Here is an 18,851-nt window from a genome sequence, read left to right as displayed (position 1 = left end):
TCCAACGACTGAACTTTTTTTAAAATTAACAGCCCCAGTATTTACTGGGGCTGTTTGTAGGTAAAGTAATGAGTGAAAAAGCACTGACATTAAAGCAATCTGGAGTTCGCTGGTTGTGGTTAGCGATTCTGGTATTTATTGCAGATATTGGCATCAAATTGGTGGTGATGGATAACATGGGCTACGGATGGGCAAACCGAATTGAGGTGCTGCCATTCTTTAACCTACTGTACGTTCATAACTACGGTGCGGCATTCAGCTTCTTGAGTGATCAGGCTGGTTGGCAGCGCTGGTTGTTCACGGGTATTGCATTCGTTGTAACAGGTCTTTTGACCTACTGGATGAGCAAGCTCCCTGCGAAAGAAAAGTGGAACAATATTGCCTATGCATTGATTATCGGTGGTGCAGTGGGTAACGTGTTTGACCGCGTAGTTCATGGTTTTGTTGTTGATTACCTAGACTTCTTCTGGGGAAATTACCACTGGCCAGCATTTAACCTTGCAGATACGACTATCTGCATTGGTGCAGCAATGATCATTCTTGATGGCTTCCGCAAAAAGGATGCTGACAAGTAATCTTTTGCGATATATAGAATAACCCTAAGCGTCGTCGGTTGATTCTGGCGACGCTTTTTAGTATACCCGTCATATTTGAAGCTGCAGCGTTGTTGACTGCGATAATTCCCCCTAATCACATAGCGCACTATGCTCATAGGGAGGATTTATCTTGTCGCCTAGCCGCAACTCCAACTATTTAGGGTATACACCAAGAAAAACAATAATGACCTCAAGGAAGCAGTAACGTGACAACAATAAATCAAGATTCAGCAGTAACGCTGCACTTCACCATCAAAATGCAAGATGGCTCTGTAGCAGACAGCACACACAACATGGGTAAGCCTGCTAAATTCGTGATGGGCGATGGCAGCTTGAGTGAGAACTTTGAGCAATGCCTACTAGGCTTACAAGTAGGTGAGCAAAAGGCCATCGAACTAAAAGCTGCTGACGCTTTTGGTATGCCGAATCCAGACCATATCCACCATATGGATCGCACTAAGTTTGTTGGCGAAGCGGAAGTTGAAGTCGGCACAATCATGGCGTTCAGCGGTCCAGATGGTATGGAAATCCCAGGCATCATTACTGAGATTGCTGGTGACTCAGTAACAGTGGACTTCAACCATCCACTTGCGGGGCAAGACGTGACTTTCGAAGTCGAAATTTTGTCAGTAGAATAGCGATCCAAATAAAAGATAATTTCCATGAGCAATGAAATGAAAATCCTGTTAGCTAACCCACGTGGTTTCTGTGCTGGTGTTGACCGTGCGATTAGCATCGTAGAGCGTGCGCTAGAGATGTATCAGCCACCAATCTATGTTCGACATGAAGTGGTACACAACCGCTTTGTGGTTGAAGGTCTAAAGCAGCGTGGTGCTATCTTCGTTGAAGAATTGCACGAAGTGCCGGACGATAATATTGTGATTTTCTCTGCTCATGGTGTGTCACAAGCGGTTCGTCAGGAAGCGAAATCTCGCGACCTAACCGTATTCGACGCGACTTGTCCGTTGGTAACCAAAGTACATATGGAAGTAGCGCGCGCGAGCCGTCGAAATATGGAAGTGGTGCTGATTGGTCACGCTGGTCACCCAGAAGTGGAAGGCACAATGGGTCAGTACTCTAGCGAGACGGGCGGCATGTACCTTGTGGAAACGCCAGCCGATGTCGAGAAGCTAAAAGCGATCGTAAAAGATCCATCTGATCTGCACTACGTAAGCCAAACCACATTGTCTGTTGATGAAACCGCAGATGTGATTGAAGAGCTACGTCGCGTATTCCCAGAGATTCAAGGGCCGCGTAAAGACGATATCTGCTATGCAACACAAAACCGCCAAGACGCAGTGCGTGAGCTTGCAAACGATGTAGATGTGATGGTGGTCGTGGGTTCCAAGAATTCATCGAACTCAACGCGTCTAAAAGAGCTGGCAGAGAAACTCGGCACGCCTGGCTACCTGACTGACTGTCCAGAAGACATTAAGCCTGAATGGTTTGAAGGTAAAGGCAAGGTTGGTGTGACTGCTGGTGCATCTGCGCCTGAAGAGTTGGTTAATCAAATCCTAGATCGTATCAAAGAGTTGGTTGGGGCACAGGCAGTGGATGAAGTGCTTGGTCGTGAAGAGAACATGTTCTTCGAAGTACCAAAAGAGCTGCAAATCAAGCAAGTCGATTAAGACAATTCGAATGCTAAAAAGGCGACCACAAGGTCGCCTTTTTTAATTGGATATTTTTACACAACTCCGTCAGAGTCAGCCCCTAGTGGCTGATACCTAGCAGCTCTTTGAGCACTTTTAGGTAACGACGGCTCACCGGGATCTCAAAGCCGGTTTTGGTGATGATTTCCGCCAGTCCATTTTCGAGTAGCTTAATCTCACTGATGGCTTTAATGCTGACCAGATACTGTCGATGGCAACGCACCAATGGGGTTTTCTCTTCCAAGATTTTTAGCGTGAGCTGTGTGCTGGCGGTTTGGCTGGTGGAGCGTACATGCACTCCGCTGATGTCGCTGTAAGCGCACTCAACCGTTTCGGTTGCCATGATCACAATGCGGTTGTGTCCAATGCAAGGTATCTGGTCTAGGCTCTCGGGCGCGATGGCTGATAGTTGCTGAGTGAGTGCGGATTGACTCATTACTTTGTTCAGGCGCTTGACGGTTTTCGTCAAACGGCATGGGTCAACGGGCTTGAGTAAGTAGTCGAACGCGTTGTCTTCAAAAGCTTGGATAGCGTATTGATCGTAGGCGGTCACAAATACCACGTAAGGCATGGTCTCTGGGTCTAACATGCCCAACAGCTCTATGCCCGTCACCTGTGGCATTTGGATGTCGAGAAACACCACATCAGGTTTGAGCTCATTGATCTTCTTCAGCCCCATGATGGCGTTTGACGCGTCGCCAATCACCTCAATCTGGCCTGTTTCATCCAATAGCTCTGCTAACTCTTCACGAGCGAACTGTTCATCATCAATGACGAGGGCGGTTAACATCCAAGACTACCTTTGTGCGTTTTCACTGTACTTATCGCGAGTGGGGAATGATAAAACTCATTTTAGTAAATTGGTGCTGCTGAGAGGTAATTTTTAGCGCTGAATCACGCCCAAATTGATTCGATAAGCGCTTATCGACAATTTCCATCCCCAAACCAGAATGATTCTCTTTTGGCGGCTCATAACTCCCAGCGTTGTCCTCTACGGTAATCAGCGCACCTTGAGGATGAGCTTGGCTGTAAATCTTCACTTTGCCGCCTTCTAACATATTGGAAATACCATGCTTGATGGCGTTCTCAACGAGCGGTTGAAGAGTAAAGCTTGGTAGCTTGATATCCAGCAGTTCTGGTTCAATATCAATCTCTATTTCTAAGCGATCGGTAAAGCGCGCCTTTTCGATCGACAAGTAGGAATTCACGTGAGCCAACTCCTCCTTTAGCGTCACGGTGTTGATGTTCTGCTTTAAGTTACTGCGGAAGAAGTGCGATAGGTTTTGGATCAGTTCTCGCGCCTTATCTGGATCTCGACGAGTAATGGCGCTGATGGTGTTTAGCGCATTAAACAAGAAGTGTGGGTTCACCTGTGCGTGCAGCAGTTTGATTTCTGCCTGAGCCAGCAGGGTTTGTTGTTGCTGATAATCGCCATACAAGATTTGGCTCGATAGAAGCTGAGCGATGCCTTCCGCCATTGACATGTTCGCAGTAGAGAACAGTTTGCGTTTTGGCTCATAGAGTTTAATGGTGCCCACTACCTCTTTACCTGCGCGCAAAGGAATGATCAACGCAGAGCCCAACTTACAATCTTTCGCTAATGAACATTGGTAAGGGCGTTCACTGCCATCAAGGTAGATGATGTCGTTCTTCTCCATTGAATCGAGTGTGCTTTGCGATGAAATTGGAGTATTTGGCCTATGGTGATCATCACCGATACCAACAAAAGCCAGAATCTTTTCTTGGTCGGTAATGGCGACCGCGCCTACTTTGGTTTCTTCATAGATGATACGGGCAATCTTATCGGCGTTCTCACTATTAAATCCGTTGCTAAGAATGCCGACCGAGCGATCGGCAATGCTCAATGCTCGTCGAGAGAAGGTTGCTGAGTACTTTTCAAAAATGGTTTTACGATCTTGCAGGATGCTCATGAACAGTGCTGCACCGACTGAGTTGGCAATGATCATCGGAGCCGCAATGGCAGAAACGAGTTCATAGGCTTGGTCGAATGGCTTGGCAACGGCGAGTAAGACGATCATTTGCACAATCTCCGCTACAAAGGTCACGCTGAAGACTACACTGGGGTTAAACAGCATCGAGCCTTTTTTTCGCTTAATTAGGTAGACATGCAGCAGGCCGCCAATCAAGCCTTCTGCCGTGGTAGAGATTGCACAGGCTAAATCTGTAAAGCCCCCTAATGTATAGCGGTGAATGCCTCCGGTTAATCCCACTGCAAAACCCACTACAGGGCCGCCAAACAGGCCTCCCATCACTGCGCCAATAGCACGAGTGTTGGCAATGGCATCATTAATGTGCAAGCCGAAGTAGGTTCCTAGAATACAAAAGCCAGAGAAGAGTACGTAACAAATGAGCCGATGACTGAGGCGAGAAGAGATACTCAGCAAAGGTAAAATGATCGGCGTTTTACTCAGCATGTAAGCCAGCACTAAGTAGACACACATTTGTTGTAAAAGGGAGATGACCAGTTCCATAGCGAACCTAACCTAAAAATGATGTTTTTATTGTAAGTGAATTAAATCTTCGAAGAGAAACAAAAAGAGCCTGCGTTGGGCAGGCTCTTGGTTTATCCAGACATTGATAATGAATCGGTTAGCAAGCGAAGGGATTCATTATGCGGTTTCTGAGGCTGTTTGTGGTTTCTCTTCATCAGCCAGTTCAGTCTCACCTTTGCCTTTAGAAATCTTGATAACGTAACCCGCCGCCGCTAGTGCGAATAGAACGCCAGCGATAGTCGAGATTTGCATCGGCAGACCAAAACCTAGTGTGCTGTTGTTTAGAATGAAAGTCACACATACGGTTGTCATAAATACGGCTGGTACTGTCGTAATCCAGTGCAGCTTGTTGTGGCGTAGTAGGTAAGCCGACGCAGTCCAAAGCATCATTACTGCTGTTGTTTGGTTTGCGAAGCCGAAGTAGCGCCAGATGATGCCGAAGTCTACTTGAGTCAGAATGCCACCGATTACGAACAGTGGTACAGCCATTAGCAGACGGTTACGCAGTGTTTTCTGTTCCATACCGAAGTATTCAGCAAGAATCAGGCGGCTAGAGCGGAATGCTGTATCACCCGATGTGATTGGTAGGATAACAACACCAAGGAAAGCAATCACACCACCGAATACACCTAGTAGACCAAATGACGCGCTGTATACCACATTGCCAGGACCGCCGTTCTTCACAGCTTCTGCTAGACCATCAAGTGTACCGAAGAAAGACAAAGCGATAGCACACCAGATTAGCGCGATAACACCTTCACCAATCATTGCGCCGTAGAATACGAAGCGCCCGTTCTTCTCGTTCTCCATACAACGCGCCATCAGTGGAGACTGAGTTGCGTGGAAGCCAGAGATTGCACCACATGCGATAGTGATAAATAGCGCTGGCCATAGAGGCATATCGTTCGGGTTCAAGTTAGTGAACATGTCGCTCACTTGGAAGTCGCCCATTACTGTGTGCTCGCTAGAGAACGCAACCGCTGTCATAAGACCAACAGACATGAAGATCAGGAGTGCGCCGAACAGTGGGTAGAAACGACCGATGATTTTATCTACAGGAACAATTGTCGCGATGATGTAGTAAGCGAAAATCAACACAACCATGGTTGTCATGCTCACGCTTAGGCTGGTTTGGTCGTTGATTAGGTTAGTGATCATGCCTGCTGGCGCTGAGACGAATACCACACCAACAAGAAGCAATAGGACGATGGCAAAGATGTTCATAAAGTGTTTTGCGCCATTACCTAGATAGCGACCGGTAATCGTTGGTACTGATGCACCGCCGTTACGAACAGAAAGCATGCCTGAGAAGTAATCGTGTACCGCACCTGCGAAGATACAACCTACAACAATCCACAACATTGCCGCTGGGCCGTATAGGGCACCCATGATTGGACCGAAGATAGGACCAACGCCAGCAATGTTAAGTAGTTGAACAAGGTAAACACGTTTGGTTGACATTGGAACGTAGTCAACACCGTCGGTTTTCGTATGGGCAGGAGTTTGGCGATTCTCATTGATACCGAAAACTTTCTCAACGAAAGCGCCGTAGATGAAGTATCCGCCGATGAGGGCTGCGACACAGGTTAGAAACCACATCATAGCAATTGTCCTTGGTTTATTAGGTAGGGTAATTTTTTAAGCTCAGGATGTATCTTATTCGCCTCTTTTGTTAAGCGCATTCGCTCTATGGATGAGCGGTCGAATAGAGAAGCGAGTGGTCGATATAAGGATTAAGTGGTTTTATCGTTTGCTTAGTGGTCGAGGTATCCATTGAGTGGTGGAATTCGGTGTTCAATGGTCGTTATATATTGTGAGTGGTCATAGGAGAAACTCAGTGGTCAAATCGACACAGCAGCGGCAAAGCACAGGCTTTAGTGGTAAGCTTGTTTGGAAAACAACTAGTTAAGGAAGAATGATGAAAAAGGCAACGTTAGGCTTGGCGCTGGCTTTACTCGCTGGGTGCGCGGCAACCACGGAAGAATTGGCGCAATCTGGTGACTGGTATCAGATCGGTTATCAAGATGGTATTGCAGGGCATACTTCTCGCACAGTGAAAGAGCTTAATCAACTCGGTAATGCTCAGCAAGGTGACTATGACCAAGGTTATCTAGAAGGTGTGACGGAATACTGCAATCCGGATTTCGCTTACCAAATGGGCTTGTCTGGTCAGTATTATGAAGGTGTGTGTGAAGGTACGCCCCAAGCGCAGAAGTTCCGTATGGAATGGCAACGCGGTTGGAATGAATACAGCAACTAGTTCTGTTTCATAATCAAGACGGCAATCCTCCCTGTTAATCTTCTGACATTTGAATTTTATTGCTTTGGTTTACTGGTGGTATCAGATTCAATCAGAAGTGAAATAGAAATATGAAGAAGATCTTTTTGGTCGCATTGGCGCTCTTTCCCCTAACGGTTGGTGCAACCAATGTATTGAAAGAGTCGATAAAGATGAAGCGTAAGTACGATCATGACAAGCATCGTATTACCAACACCATCAATCACACTAAGCGTAATATCAAAGAGATCACCGATGGCACTTATGTGGAGAATCAGGTTAAGCGTGAAGTAAACCAAACCACGCGCAAGTACACCAACAAAGTGGATAACGTTAAGAACATAGCGAATCCCGAACACATCAAACGTAAAGCGAATGACAAGCTTAACCAAGAATTTGATGAATGGTTGTACGAAGACTAATTCTTGATACCAGAACAAAAAGGAGACCTTGAGGTCTCCTTTTTGTTTGTTTTGATTTTACCATCAGCACCGCTATTTGGGCTGGTGGCTTTCCACAGCCTTACGCAAGAAACCATCTTGGTGATGCAGGTGCGCGCGAGCGGAATCGATATCAAGATCGGTCAGGATCATTAAGATCGCCAACTTCACTTCGTAATCCGTTTGTTTGAGTACTTTGGTTGCTTGCTCTTTGCTACAATCGGTCGCTTGCATCACGATACGTGCGGCGCGCGCGACGAGCTTGTTGTTGGTCGCCTTCACATCGACCATCAGGTTTTGGTAGCTCTTACCCAAACGGATCATGCTTGCTGTGGTCAGCATGTTCAGAACCAGCTTCTGCGCGGTCCCTGATTTCAAACGTGTTGAACCTGTCAATGCCTCTGGGCCTACAACAGGACAAATCGCGATGTTAGCGATGTCTGCAATGGGAGAATCTGGATTACAAGATAGCGCCACAGTTGTCGCGCCAATTTCATTGGCGTACTCCAAACCGCCAATCACATAAGGTGTACGTCCACTAGCGGCAATGCCCACCACCACGTCGCGACTGGTGAACTCAATGTCTTTCAAATCTTGTTCGCCTAGAACTGGAGAGTCTTCCGCGCCTTCTTTGGCTTTGAGAATCGCCTCAGGGCCACCTGCAATCAAACCAATCACCATTTTGTCAGATACACCAAAGGTTGGCGGACATTCTGACGCATCAAGCACGCCTAAGCGGCCACTGGTGCCCGCGCCCATGTAAACCAGACGACCACCGACTTTAAATGCGTCGGTGATCTTATCCACCGCGAGTGCGATTTCTGGCAGCACTTTCTCTACCGCAAGCGGCACAAGTTTATCTTGCTGGTTAAGACGCTGAACAATATCCAGAGATGGTAACAAGTCGATGTCCATCGTATCTGGGTTGCGCCCCTCTGATACAAGATGGGCAAGAGCAGCAATAAGCGCGTCATTTGTCATAGTGGTTTAAGCCTTTTGAATACTGATTTTTGTTTATCTTGTCGTTGTGTCTGACACAACACATTTAGTTTTTAGGATAGAGTACACCAAGTGAAGCAAGACGGCTTGCGCCAGTCACTTCAGGTAAGTTGCTCGGTAGTCCGTCGATATGTCGCTGAGCGAGCCAAGCAAACGCCATGGCTTCCATGTAGTCGCCATTGACGCCTTTGTCGTTCGTTGTCGCGACTTGCCACTGCGGTAGAAGTGCCGCTAAACGTTGCATCAGCAGCGGGTTTCTTGCCCCGCCGCCACACACCAAGAGCTGGGGCTTTTCACCATAAGTGAATTTTTCCACTTCGCTTGCAATGGTTTTTGCTGAGTATTCACACATCGTGCGTTGTACATCTTGTGCGGAGGTATTGTGGTGGGCTAACTGTTGATGCAACCAATCGATATTGAACAGCTCTCGTCCGGTGCTCTTAGGCGCCGACATTGAGAGGTAAGGCTCTGCTAAGAGTTGAGTTAGCAGTGCTGCATCGCTATTGCCTTGCAGAGCAAATCCTGCGTCTTTGTCGAAGCCTTGTCCCGTGTGTTGTTCACACCATGCGTCCATCAACGTGTTGCCTGGGCCGGTATCGTAGCCAATCACCGCTTGCTCAGGATGCAGTACCGAGATATTGGCAATTCCACCGATGTTAAGCACCACGGTTGTGGAATCTTGCATGGCAAAAATGTTTTTATGGAAAGCTGGGACGAGTGGTGCGCCTTGACCGCCTAATGCCATGTCTTTACGACGGAAGTCTGCCACGGTATCAATGCCAGTTTTGACTGCAATGATGTTGGCATCACCCAGTTGAGTCGTGAAGGGCAGATCGCCTGTTGGCTGGTGGAACACGGTTTGACCATGATTGCCAATGGCTCGGATTTGCTCAGCAGAGTAGCCAGACTTATCTAACAACTGTAAAACCGCATCGGCAAATAGGTGCCCAAGCTGGTGGTCAAGCTCACCAATGACTTTAAGGTTCGTGCCTTGGCCGGTGCAAACCGACAGTAGCGTCTGCTTAATATGAGCGGGCATTGGATAGTCATCGTGTGCGATTAAGCGAACACGGTTATCTTCGATTTCAACCAGAGCGGTATCTACGCCGTCCATGCTGGTTCCAGACATCACACCGATATACAGTTTGTTAAGATTCACAGCCAATTCCGTCAATTCTTCGATTCACTTATTGTAAAGCAATTCTGAAGCGAATAACCTCATCGAATACGAGATATTCAGCCGATTTTGAGGAGAAAAAATGGGACCGTTATGGGTTGATGTTGCAGGCTATGAACTGACTGCAGAAGACAGAGAAATTTTGGAGCATCCAACGGTTGGTGGTTTGATTTTATTTACCCGTAATTACCACGACAGCGAGCAGCTTCAAGCTCTTACCCAATCTATCCGCAAAGCGGCGAAACGTCCGATTTTGATTGGTGTTGACCAAGAAGGCGGGCGCGTTCAGCGTTTCCGTGAAGGTTTCTCTCTGATTCCTGCGGCAGACGAATACGCCAAACACCAAAACAGTGAAGAATTGGCACGTATGGGCGGTTGGTTGATGGCAGCTGAGTTGATTGCTCATGACATCGACCTAAGCTTCGCGCCTGTGTTGGATAAAGGTCATCAGTGTAAGGCGATCGGCAGCCGAGCTTTTGGTGAGGATATGGATACCATTCTGCGTCATAGCACCGCTTATATGCAGGGCATGAAGAGTGTCGGTATGGCAACAACAGGTAAGCACTTCCCGGGCCATGGCGGTGTGATTGCCGATTCACACCTAGAGACGCCGTACGACGAGCGTAGTGATATCTTTGAGCAAGATATGGCTATTTTCAAAGCGCAAATCGATGCTGGCATCTTAGATGCGATGATGCCTGCTCATGTGATTTTCCCAAATTATGATGATCAACCTGCAAGTGGTTCAGAGTACTGGCTAAAACAAATCTTGCGCCAGCAACTTGGCTTTAAAGGTTTGATCTTCTCTGATGATTTGACCATGGAAGGCGCTGCGATCATGGGCGGTCCTGCTGAGCGTGGTATACAAGCATTAAGAGCGGGCTGTGACATGCTGTTGGTTTGCAACAAGCGCGATGCGCAAGTGGAAGTACTCGATAACCTGCCAATTACTTCCGTTTCTCTTGCTGATGCCTTGCTGAAAAAACAAAGCTTTTCACTAACCGAGTTAAAATTGTCTCAAGAGTGGAAAGACGCCACTGAGGCCATGAAGCGATTGGTTGGTTAGCCATGTAAAGCCTAAGTACTGCTTTACTTGGGATATACGTAAAGTGTCGAAAACACCTATTTTAAGCCGAAGCGCCCTGCATTTCGGCTTTTTATTTGCATGTAAACTTATTTTTACATTGAATGTTTTTTATTGTGTACACTTGAATTTCTTTTTTAGCCTGTTATCTTGTCGGTAAAGCTTAGTTGTCTCACCAAGGAATTGGTTGGGTGTAAATAAAAATATACAGGTCGAAGTTATGCAAAGAAGTGAATTGAGCAACATCAACATCAGCGAAGAACAAGTACTGATCACGCCAGAGGAGCTAAAAGTTAAGCTTCCTTTGAGTGAAAAGGCACGTCGTTTTATTCAAGAGTCTCGCCAAACCATCGCTGACATCATTCACAAAAAAGATCATCGTCTGCTTGTTGTATGTGGACCATGTTCTATTCATGACGTTGAAGCTGCGAAGGATTACGCAAAGCGTCTAAAAGCTCTTTCTGAACAACTAAGCGACCAACTGTATATTGTAATGCGTGTTTACTTTGAGAAGCCTCGAACCACGGTTGGTTGGAAAGGCCTGATCAATGACCCACACCTAGACGGCAGCTTCGACATTGAACACGGTCTGCATGTTGGTCGCGAACTGCTGGTTGAATTGGCTGAGATGGAAATCCCGCTAGCAACAGAAGCCCTTGACCCAATCAGTCCACAATACCTTGCCGATACTTTTAGCTGGGCAGCGATCGGGGCTCGTACGACTGAGTCACAAACTCACCGCGAGATGGCAAGTGGCCTTTCTATGCCGATTGGCTTCAAGAATGGTACGGATGGTAGCTTGGCAACCGCTGTTAACGCGATGCAGGCGGCCTCTTCTAGTCACCGTTTCATGGGGATTAACCGTGAAGGTCAGGTAGCGCTACTTACTACACAAGGCAACCCTAATGGTCACGTGATTCTACGTGGTGGTAAGCAAACTAACTATGATTCAGTATCAGTGACAGAATGTGAGCAAGAAATGGCGAAGTCTGGTCTGGATGCTTCATTAATGGTGGACTGTAGCCATGCAAACTCACGTAAAGATTACCGTCGTCAGCCATTGGTTGCGGAAGACGTGATTCACCAAATCCGTGAAGGCAACAAGTCGATTATCGGCTTGATGATTGAGAGCCATATCAATGAAGGTAACCAATCTTCTGAGCTCGCTCTTGAAGAGATGAAATACGGCGTATCGATCACCGACGCATGTATCAATTGGGATTCAACTGAGGCACTATTACGTCATGCACACGAAGAGCTGGTGCCTTTCTTAGAGAATCGTCTGAAAGGCTAACAACACGGGATTTAAGGAACATCAATGGCAGTTGAACTTAACGCATTACGCGATCAGATTGATGCAGTCGACAAGCAAATGCTAGAGCTATTAGCTCAGCGTTTAGCACTAGTAGAGCAAGTGGGTGAAGTAAAAAGCGAACACGGTTTGCCAATTTATGCCCCAGATCGTGAGGCGGCAATGCTGGCGTCACGACGAGCTGAAGCTGAAAAAATGGGAATCCCCCCACAGCTGATTGAAGACATTCTTCGTCGAACTATGCGTGAGTCTTATGCCAGCGAGAAAGATTCCGGTTTTAAGTGTTTGAACCCAGAATTACGCTCAGTGGTCATTATTGGTGGTAATGGCCAGTTAGGTGGTTTGTTTGGCCGAATGTTTAAGCTATCTGGTTACCAAGTTAAAGTGCTGGGTAGTAAAGACTGGGATCATGCTGACGACATCCTGAAAGATGCGGGGCTAGTTGTAGTTACTGTACCGATTCATCTAACAGAAGGTGTGATTGAAAAGCTAGGCAACCTGCCAAAAGACTGCATTCTGTGTGACCTGACTTCCATTAAGTCGAAGCCTTTGCAAGCAATGTTGAATGTGCATCAAGGCCCCGTAGTTGGTTTACATCCAATGTTTGGCCCAGATGTTCCGAGCCTAGCGAAGCAGGTGATTGTGTACTGTGATGGTCGTGGTAACGATCAATACCAATGGCTATTGCAACAGTTTGGTATTTGGGGCGCAAGTCTGTGCCAAATTGATGCGCAAGAGCACGATCATGGCATGACTTTGATTCAGGCGCTGCGCCACTTCACTTCGTTTGCTTACGGTATGCACCTAAGCAAAGAGAATCCAAACATTGAACAGCTGTTAAAGTTGAGCTCACCAATTTACCGCTTGGAGTTAGCTATGGTAGGGCGTCTGTTTGGTCAAGATCCAAACCTCTACGGTGACATCATTCTTTCGTCGCAAGAGAACATCGACATGATTAAGCGATTCCACCAACGTTTTGGTGAAGCGCTAAGCATCTTGGATAGCAAAGACAAAGCGGAGTTTGTCGAAAGTTTTGAAAAAGTGAGTGATTGGTTTGGCGAGTATTCGCAGCAATTTATGAATGAAAGTCAGAACCTACTCAAACAAGCTAACGATAATATCCATCGTGGATAAACACTGATTTTAGATGCAAAAAGAGCAGCTCACAGGCTGCTCTTTTTTATTTGGATGCCGAGAGATGATCAGTTGGTCGATGTACCACTGCTGTCTTCACTCGATACTGTGCTAATGCTGGTATCACGGTAAGGTGAGTTAGTCAGGTTGATTTGCAGACGAACGACATTATCAATCAATTGAACCAATGGTCCCCATTTCACCTTTTTCTCTTTTTCGAACGCGTAGTTAAAGTTTTCAGGTGTCCAATCCATCAGATATTGAGGGTTCAACGCACGACCCAAAAAGCGTACTTCATAGTGTAAGTGTGGGCCGGTTGAGTTACCGGAATTACCACATTTTGCAATCACATCGCCTTTACTGACGAATTGACCGCTCTTCACTTTAAATCTGCTTAGGTGAGCAAACGAGCTTGAGAAACCAAAAGAGTGACGTAGAGTCAGGTAGTTGCCATAACCTCTGTTACTTGGTCGTACTGTTTCCACAACCCCATCAGCAGGGGCGAGAATCTCTTCACCACGCTTACAGGTGAGATCGATACCCGTGTGAACATGGCGTTTACCAGAAATAGGGTTAATACGACTGCCGTATGAAGATGAAATACGCTGGTAGGTCATCGGGCTATCGTTTGGTATCAAGCGGAACATGGTGGCTCTTACAGCAGAGTCAATGGCGGCAGCATCAATACGCTCTTCTAGAGCGAGATTGCTTTCTTCTCCGATCAGCTCTTCATCTGCGAGGCCAAGTACAGACTCAACATCAAAGACTCGTTTGCCTAGTAGTTGAATCTGGTTGTTTTTATCTGTTAGCGATTGAGATAGCGAATGATTAGTATCTAATTGCTCTTCATACAGCGCTGTTATCTGAGCTTTTTCGCTTTCTAGCTTCGCAATGGTTTGGCTCAAGTTTTCTTGGTTTTCAACTTGCTGCTGATTCAAATACCAGGCACCACCGATGACCGCAGGAAGGGCGAGTAGGGATGCAAAAAACGCGAGGACCGAAGTGCGACCCAAATAAAAAAACTGATCGCCGTTTTTAGTCGGGACCTGCATGGTTATTTTTTTAGACATGGCTCTTTACTGAGTTGAGTGGTGAATTACTCTGCCCCGAGATCTGAAAGATGCTCTAACTCTCGGTTCAGTAGTTCATCACTACCAACATTCAATTCTATGAAACGTCGTAATTGACTAATGCTATCAATATCAATGCTGCTAATTTTAAGCCGAATGGCATTCTGATTCAAACTAACGATGTTAGCATTTAAACATACACTCTGTTCAGGCTCAGAAAATACGAAATAGATTTCAACAGGAGAGTGAAGATCTAACTCTGCCGGTGAACTTGTTTCGAGTAGCAATCCGTGCAAAGACAAATCTTGAATTGTGGTATCGAGTTGGTTTGGCCCTTGAGTGAGCGTAGCAGGTACACGATAGATAATACGAGAAAAGCGGCGTCGTTCCGTCATAGCACTTTCTTTTTTTGTTCGATATGACCAACTAGTCTATCAGAAAGCGCACTAATTATTCGATCTTGGTTCAAAAACTGCGGTTTTTAAACAAGATTCTGGCTAAATATGCAACAAAGGTCGCCATGATAGCGACCTTTGAACAAATTACAAGCACAGGCGGTGTTTAGAAACCACCTAGCATATCAATACCGCGTCTAAATTACTTAGATACGCGCTTGTATTTGATGCGGTGTGGTTCAGCTGCTTCAGGACCAAGGGTCTTCTTCAGCCACTCCATGTACTCGTTGTAGTTACCTTCGTAGAAGTTAACTTGACCTTCGTCGCGGTAGTCGATGATGTGCGTCGCGATACGGTCTAGGAACCAACGGTCGTGCGAGATAACCATTGCACAGCCAGGGAACTCTAGTAGTGCTTCTTCAAGTGCACGTAGTGTTTCAACATCTAGGTCGTTGGTTGGTTCATCGAGTAGCAGTACGTTACCACCTGCTTTAAGCAGCTTCGCAAGGTGTACACGGTTACGCTCACCACCAGATAGCTCGCCAATCACTTTCTGTTGGTCTGAACCTTTAAAGTTAAAGCGTGAACAGTATGCACGAGCTGGGATTTCGAAGTTGTTGATCTTGATGATGTCAGCGCCTTCAGAAATCTCTTGGAATACCGTGTTCTTGTCGTTCATTGAGTCACGGAACTGCTCAACAGACGCCAATTTCACTGTTTCACCTAGCTCAATCGTACCTGAGTCTGGCTGCTCAGTGCCGCTCAGCATCTTGAATAGAGTCGATTTACCTGCACCGTTAGCACCGATGATACCGACGATTGCACCCTTAGGCATACTGAACGATAGGTCATCGATAAGAACGCGACCGTCGAATGACTTCGTTAGGTTGTTCACTTCGATAACTTTATCACCTAGACGCTCACCTGGTGGGATGAACAGTTCGTTAGTTTCGTTACGTTTCTGGTGATCCGTGTTTTGTAGCTCTTCAAAGCGCGCCATACGTGCTTTCGATTTCGCCTGACGACCTTTAGGGTTTTGACGAACCCACTCAAGTTCTTTCTCGATGGTCTTCTGACGAGCTTTTTCTTGAGACGCTTCTTGTTGTAGACGAGCATCTTTTTGCTCCAGCCAAGAAGTGTAGTTACCTTCCCATGGAATACCTTCACCACGGTCAAGTTCTAGGATCCAACCCGCTGCGTTATCTAGGAAGTAACGGTCGTGGGTAATCGCAACTACAGTACCAGTGTAGTCAACTAGGAAGCGCTCTAGCCATGCAACAGACTCAGCATCCAAGTGGTTGGTTGGTTCGTCTAGTAGTAGCATGTCTGGCTTTTCTAGAAGTAGACGACAGATTGCCACACGGCGACGCTCACCACCTGAAAGGTGCGCGATCTTTTGATCCCATTCTGGAAGACGAAGAGCATCTGCAGCGCGCTCTAGCGCGTTGTCTAGGTTATGACCATCTTTAGCTTGGATCAGAGCTTCTAGCTCACCCTGTTCTTTTGCAAGAGCGTCGAAGTCAGCATCTGGTTCTGCATATGCTGCATATACCGCATCCAAACGCTTAAGCGCGTCAGCAACATCTGAAACGGCTTCTTCAACGATTTCACGAACGGTCTTAGATTCGTCTAGTACAGGTTCTTGAGGTAAGTAACCTACGTTTAGACCTGGTTGTGGACGAGCCTCACCATCAATATCAGTATCGATACCCGCCATGATTCGTAGCAGTGTTGATTTACCTGCACCGTTCAGACCTAGAACACCGATTTTTGCACCAGGGAAGAAGCTTAGAGAGATGTCTTTAAGAATTTGACGCTTAGGTGGCACGATTTTGCTCACCCGCGACATGGTATATACGTATTCAGCCATTGCCGATCGTTCCTAAATTAACTGTCATTCAAAGGCTCTATTTTATACCAACTACTTGAGTTTTGTTACCGCAATGCAAGAAATTCACAGCTCGTGTGATTTCTTCTTCATTGCTGACCGGAAACTCACAACGTTAGGGTATACACTTTTCTTGTTCACCTTAAATTCAATGTACCGCGATTCATCAGGAAGAATGGATTGTTGGGAATCTATTTGTCTTGAAGGGTTCTAAAGTTTCACGAGTACAACATTTATTACATCAAGTCGCTTTACAATAAGAACTTAATACGGTGTAAATAGATGCATATGATTTATGACTTGTTGCGCCTTGTATCCACTAGCGGCAAGAAATAAAGCGATAAACGTCTGGGGAAAATGACGCACATGAGATTCAACGTATCGGAATTGGCTAAAAGAGTATGCTACGCAGCCGCTTTATGTGCGGTAAGCGTGTCAGCAAATGCTGCGCTGAGCCTAGAAAAACAGCGCCAAGTTTATGAGCAAGCTCAGGATTTATTAGACAAAAATGACATTGATGGTTACTTGTCTATCCGTTCTAAAATTGCCGACTATCCATTGACACCTTATGTGGATTATCGAGTGTTTCTGAGGCAATTGTCGAACCAGTCTCCACAGCAGGTCGATGAATTTATTAAAGATCATGAGGCTTTTCCATTTTCGCGTCGGATTCGCGCTCCTTACTTAGATAGCCTATATCGCCAGAAGGATTGGAAAACCATCACTGAGTTCCAGAAAGTGGAGCCGAGCGGTGAGCGTTATCAGTGTATTTTTTATGTGGCCCAATTAAAACAAGGCAAACAAGTCGCTGCGTTTAAGGGCGCTGAGCATATGTGGTTGCGAGGTAAGAGCATCGCCGATGAATGTGACCCATTATTCTCAGCTTGGGATAAAGCGGGAGAACGCACTGATGACATGATCTTGCAACGCATGTTGTTGGCGTTCGATGCGCGCAATAGCGGTTTGATGAGTTACTTGCAAAAACTGCCTGAGTCAGCGAAAGCGCAGCAGCAAGCGAAAGCGATGAAAGTCTTGTTTGATAAACCGGAAACCGTTGCGGATTTTGCTAGGAAGCAACCTGCCAATGATTTTTATCGAGCGCAAACTGAATATGCGTTAGAAAAGTTAGCTCGAAAAGATGTTGGTAAAGCGCAGAGTGCATACGCAACGGTAGTGAAAGGGCAAAAATTCTCTCCTGAAAAGGCGCAAGCACTGGCTGACTATATAGCAATTCGCTTGATCCGCACGGAATCGGACTCTCTTGCTAAGTGGCGCGATGACAAAACGAAAAACAGTCAGAATTTACCTCTGATCGAGAGTCGTATTCGTTTATCGATTCAAAATAGCGATTGGAAGGGCGTGCAAAAGTGGATCGCAGTACTCAATGATGAAGAGCAGGCGTCGCTTCGGTGGCAATATTGGTTAGGACGCAGTGAGATAGCGATGGGGGATGAAGTCGCAGGTAAGCAAAGACTGTCTAAGTTAGTTGGTCAACGTAACTTTTACAGTGTTGCAGCGGCCAATGCTATTGGCCAGTCGATAAAGTATCCGTCCTCGACAATTAAGCTAGAAAAAAGAGTACTCAAACAATATCAGAGCTCTTTAACGCGAATTGAAGAGCTTATCGAAACCGACAAAATTGCAGCTGCAAAGAGTGAGTGGTCTCATTTGCTTGGTCGAGTGAGTAAAGAAGAAAAAACGATGTTGGCCGCTTATGCTGCTTCTAAGCGTTGGCATAACTTAACGGTCACAGCAAGCATTCAAGCAAAAATGTGGGACAACATACCATTGCGTTTCCCGATAGCTCACCGCTGGTGGTTTAACTTCTACGCTGAGAAGCACAATATCGACCCGATCACTATGATGTCACTGGCTCGACAAGAAAGTGCTTTGGATTCAGAAGCGCGTTCACCCGTTGGTGCCCGAGGTTTGATGCAAATTATGCCAGCAACTGCGAAGTACACGGCGCGTAAGTACAAGCTTAAGTATCAAGGTACACAAGACTTGTATAACGTGGGTAAGAATATCGAAATTGGTAGCCACTACTTACAAGGTTTGATGGAGGATTACGATAATAATCGTATTTTCGCGCTCGCTGCTTATAATGCAGGGCCTAACCGAGTAAAAACATGGCGAGAGCGAACTCAAGGTAAAGTGGATGCTTATTCCTTTATCGAAGCGATTCCATTTAAAGAAACTCGCGGTTATGTGCAAAACATCTTGATGTTTGAAACCTATTACCGCGATCTTTTAGGTGTCGATGGTGCGTTCTTGACCCCAAATGAGATCAATACCAAGTATTGAGTGAGGTAACTT

General features: G+C 46.3%; 17 protein-coding genes. 9 read left to right on the top strand and 8 right to left on the bottom strand.

Translation table 11 applies throughout. The features are described from left to right. The first annotated feature begins 68 nt into the window (after nucleotides 1–68). The 3 genes from lspA (at nucleotide 69) to ispH (ending at nucleotide 2,224) form a co-directional block, all read left to right on the top strand. Nucleotides 69–575: a signal peptidase II gene (gene lspA / locus BSZ04_RS21095; protein WP_005440576.1), complete on the top strand. Its 507-nt coding sequence runs from the start codon at nucleotides 69–71 to the stop codon at nucleotides 573–575. A gap of 227 nt (nucleotides 576–802) precedes the next feature. Continuing rightward, nucleotides 803–1,234 (top strand): FKBP-type peptidyl-prolyl cis-trans isomerase, encoded by a 432-nt coding sequence (gene fkpB, locus BSZ04_RS21090; RefSeq protein WP_005447933.1) that lies wholly within the window; start codon nucleotides 803–805, stop codon nucleotides 1,232–1,234. A gap of 24 nt (nucleotides 1,235–1,258) precedes the next feature. Next, entirely contained in the window at nucleotides 1,259–2,224 is a 966-nt protein-coding gene (ispH, locus tag BSZ04_RS21085) for a 4-hydroxy-3-methylbut-2-enyl diphosphate reductase (protein WP_038884908.1), read from the top strand. A gap of 82 nt (nucleotides 2,225–2,306) precedes the next feature. On the opposite strand, the gene btsR is transcribed toward ispH, so the two are convergent. The 3 genes from btsR to BSZ04_RS21070 form a co-directional block, all read right to left on the bottom strand. Continuing rightward, on the bottom strand, nucleotides 2,307–3,035 hold the full coding sequence (gene btsR, locus BSZ04_RS21080; RefSeq protein ID WP_038884907.1) for a two-component system response regulator BtsR: 729 nt from the start codon (nucleotides 3,033–3,035) through the stop codon (nucleotides 2,307–2,309). 31 nt (nucleotides 3,036–3,066) lie between these two features. Then, on the bottom strand, nucleotides 3,067–4,737 hold the full coding sequence (locus tag BSZ04_RS21075; RefSeq protein ID WP_088881309.1) for a sensor histidine kinase: 1,671 nt from the start codon (nucleotides 4,735–4,737) through the stop codon (nucleotides 3,067–3,069). A 138-nt stretch (nucleotides 4,738–4,875) separates the two neighbouring features. After that, a complete protein-coding gene (locus tag BSZ04_RS21070) occupies nucleotides 4,876–6,360 on the bottom strand; it encodes a carbon starvation CstA family protein (protein ID WP_010446027.1) in 1,485 nt (494 codons plus the stop codon). 316 nt (nucleotides 6,361–6,676) lie between these two features. On the opposite strand from BSZ04_RS21070, the gene BSZ04_RS21065 reads away from it, so the two are divergent. Together BSZ04_RS21065 and BSZ04_RS21060 are read left to right on the top strand one after the other, a co-directional pair. Further along, nucleotides 6,677–7,018, top strand: coding sequence for a DUF2799 domain-containing protein (locus tag BSZ04_RS21065; RefSeq protein WP_010446028.1), 342 nt, complete (start codon nucleotides 6,677–6,679; stop codon nucleotides 7,016–7,018). Nucleotides 7,019–7,128: 110 nt separating this feature from the next. Continuing rightward, nucleotides 7,129–7,458 carry a hypothetical protein gene (locus BSZ04_RS21060; RefSeq protein WP_010446029.1) on the top strand — a complete coding sequence of 110 codons (330 nt, stop codon included), beginning with the start codon at nucleotides 7,129–7,131 and terminating at the stop codon, nucleotides 7,456–7,458. Nucleotides 7,459–7,530: 72 nt separating this feature from the next. On the opposite strand, the gene murQ is transcribed toward BSZ04_RS21060, so the two are convergent. Both murQ and BSZ04_RS21050 read right to left on the bottom strand, forming a co-directional pair. Beyond that, complete coding sequence (gene murQ / locus BSZ04_RS21055; RefSeq protein WP_088881308.1) at nucleotides 7,531–8,457, bottom strand: N-acetylmuramic acid 6-phosphate etherase; 927 nt, start codon at nucleotides 8,455–8,457, stop codon at nucleotides 7,531–7,533. Nucleotides 8,458–8,521: 64 nt separating this feature from the next. Further along, on the bottom strand, nucleotides 8,522–9,634 hold the full coding sequence (locus tag BSZ04_RS21050) for an anhydro-N-acetylmuramic acid kinase (protein ID WP_088881307.1): 1,113 nt from the start codon (nucleotides 9,632–9,634) through the stop codon (nucleotides 8,522–8,524). A gap of 100 nt (nucleotides 9,635–9,734) precedes the next feature. Here BSZ04_RS21050 and nagZ point away from each other — a divergent pair, with 100 nt between their 5' ends. From nagZ to tyrA, 3 genes are all read left to right on the top strand, one after another. Then, nucleotides 9,735–10,718, top strand: a complete 984-nt coding sequence (gene nagZ, locus BSZ04_RS21045; RefSeq protein ID WP_088881306.1) for a beta-N-acetylhexosaminidase — start codon at nucleotides 9,735–9,737, stop codon at nucleotides 10,716–10,718. Between the two features lie 238 nt (nucleotides 10,719–10,956). Then, nucleotides 10,957–12,030 carry a 3-deoxy-7-phosphoheptulonate synthase gene (locus tag BSZ04_RS21040; RefSeq protein ID WP_071234993.1) on the top strand — a complete coding sequence of 358 codons (1,074 nt, stop codon included), beginning with the start codon at nucleotides 10,957–10,959 and terminating at the stop codon, nucleotides 12,028–12,030. Between the two features lie 24 nt (nucleotides 12,031–12,054). After that, the gene (gene tyrA, locus BSZ04_RS21035; protein ID WP_088881305.1) at nucleotides 12,055–13,182 is read left to right on the top strand and encodes a bifunctional chorismate mutase/prephenate dehydrogenase; all 1,128 of its coding nucleotides are present in this window, start codon (nucleotides 12,055–12,057) and stop codon (nucleotides 13,180–13,182) included. Between the two features lie 68 nt (nucleotides 13,183–13,250). Here the strand turns inward: tyrA and BSZ04_RS21030 are convergent, their stop codons facing one another. From BSZ04_RS21030 to ettA, 3 genes are all read right to left on the bottom strand, one after another. Then, entirely contained in the window at nucleotides 13,251–14,252 is a 1,002-nt protein-coding gene (locus tag BSZ04_RS21030) for a M23 family metallopeptidase (RefSeq protein ID WP_088881304.1), read from the bottom strand. Between the two features lie 26 nt (nucleotides 14,253–14,278). After that, nucleotides 14,279–14,647 (bottom strand): PilZ domain-containing protein, encoded by a 369-nt coding sequence (locus tag BSZ04_RS21025; protein WP_088881303.1) that lies wholly within the window; start codon nucleotides 14,645–14,647, stop codon nucleotides 14,279–14,281. Between the two features lie 202 nt (nucleotides 14,648–14,849). Further along, on the bottom strand, nucleotides 14,850–16,517 hold the full coding sequence (ettA, locus tag BSZ04_RS21020) for an energy-dependent translational throttle protein EttA (RefSeq protein ID WP_010446043.1): 1,668 nt from the start codon (nucleotides 16,515–16,517) through the stop codon (nucleotides 14,850–14,852). Nucleotides 16,518–16,892: 375 nt separating this feature from the next. Here ettA and sltY point away from each other — a divergent pair, with 375 nt between their 5' ends. Beyond that, nucleotides 16,893–18,839, top strand: a complete 1,947-nt coding sequence (gene sltY / locus BSZ04_RS21015; protein ID WP_088881302.1) for a murein transglycosylase — start codon at nucleotides 16,893–16,895, stop codon at nucleotides 18,837–18,839. Nucleotides 18,840–18,851: the final 12 nt, after the last annotated feature.

The sequence above is a fragment of the Vibrio rotiferianus genome (assembly GCF_002214395.1).
GTDB lineage: Bacteria > Pseudomonadota > Gammaproteobacteria > Enterobacterales > Vibrionaceae > Vibrio > Vibrio rotiferianus.
This window is presented reverse-complemented; position numbering and strand designations above follow the sequence as displayed.

Excerpts from the sequence above, each read along its gene's own strand:
- lspA (WP_005440576.1), top strand. The coding sequence starts at position 69 with ATGAGTGAAAAAGCACTGACATTAAAGCAATCTGGAGTTCGCTGGTTG.
- ispH (WP_038884908.1), top strand. The coding sequence starts at position 1,259 with ATGAGCAATGAAATGAAAATCCTGTTAGCTAACCCACGTGGTTTCTGT.
- btsR (WP_038884907.1), bottom strand. The coding sequence starts at position 3,035 with ATGTTAACCGCCCTCGTCATTGATGATGAACAGTTCGCTCGTGAAGAG.
- BSZ04_RS21075 (WP_088881309.1), bottom strand. The coding sequence starts at position 4,737 with ATGGAACTGGTCATCTCCCTTTTACAACAAATGTGTGTCTACTTAGTG.
- BSZ04_RS21070 (WP_010446027.1), bottom strand. The coding sequence starts at position 6,360 with ATGATGTGGTTTCTAACCTGTGTCGCAGCCCTCATCGGCGGATACTTC.
- BSZ04_RS21065 (WP_010446028.1), top strand. The coding sequence starts at position 6,677 with ATGAAAAAGGCAACGTTAGGCTTGGCGCTGGCTTTACTCGCTGGGTGC.
- BSZ04_RS21060 (WP_010446029.1), top strand. The coding sequence starts at position 7,129 with ATGAAGAAGATCTTTTTGGTCGCATTGGCGCTCTTTCCCCTAACGGTT.
- murQ (WP_088881308.1), bottom strand. The coding sequence starts at position 8,457 with ATGACAAATGACGCGCTTATTGCTGCTCTTGCCCATCTTGTATCAGAG.
- nagZ (WP_088881306.1), top strand. The coding sequence starts at position 9,735 with ATGGGACCGTTATGGGTTGATGTTGCAGGCTATGAACTGACTGCAGAA.
- BSZ04_RS21040 (WP_071234993.1), top strand. The coding sequence starts at position 10,957 with ATGCAAAGAAGTGAATTGAGCAACATCAACATCAGCGAAGAACAAGTA.
- tyrA (WP_088881305.1), top strand. The coding sequence starts at position 12,055 with ATGGCAGTTGAACTTAACGCATTACGCGATCAGATTGATGCAGTCGAC.
- BSZ04_RS21030 (WP_088881304.1), bottom strand. The coding sequence starts at position 14,252 with ATGTCTAAAAAAATAACCATGCAGGTCCCGACTAAAAACGGCGATCAG.
- BSZ04_RS21025 (WP_088881303.1), bottom strand. The coding sequence starts at position 14,647 with ATGACGGAACGACGCCGCTTTTCTCGTATTATCTATCGTGTACCTGCT.
- ettA (WP_010446043.1), bottom strand. The coding sequence starts at position 16,517 with ATGGCTGAATACGTATATACCATGTCGCGGGTGAGCAAAATCGTGCCA.
- sltY (WP_088881302.1), top strand. The coding sequence starts at position 16,893 with ATGACGCACATGAGATTCAACGTATCGGAATTGGCTAAAAGAGTATGC.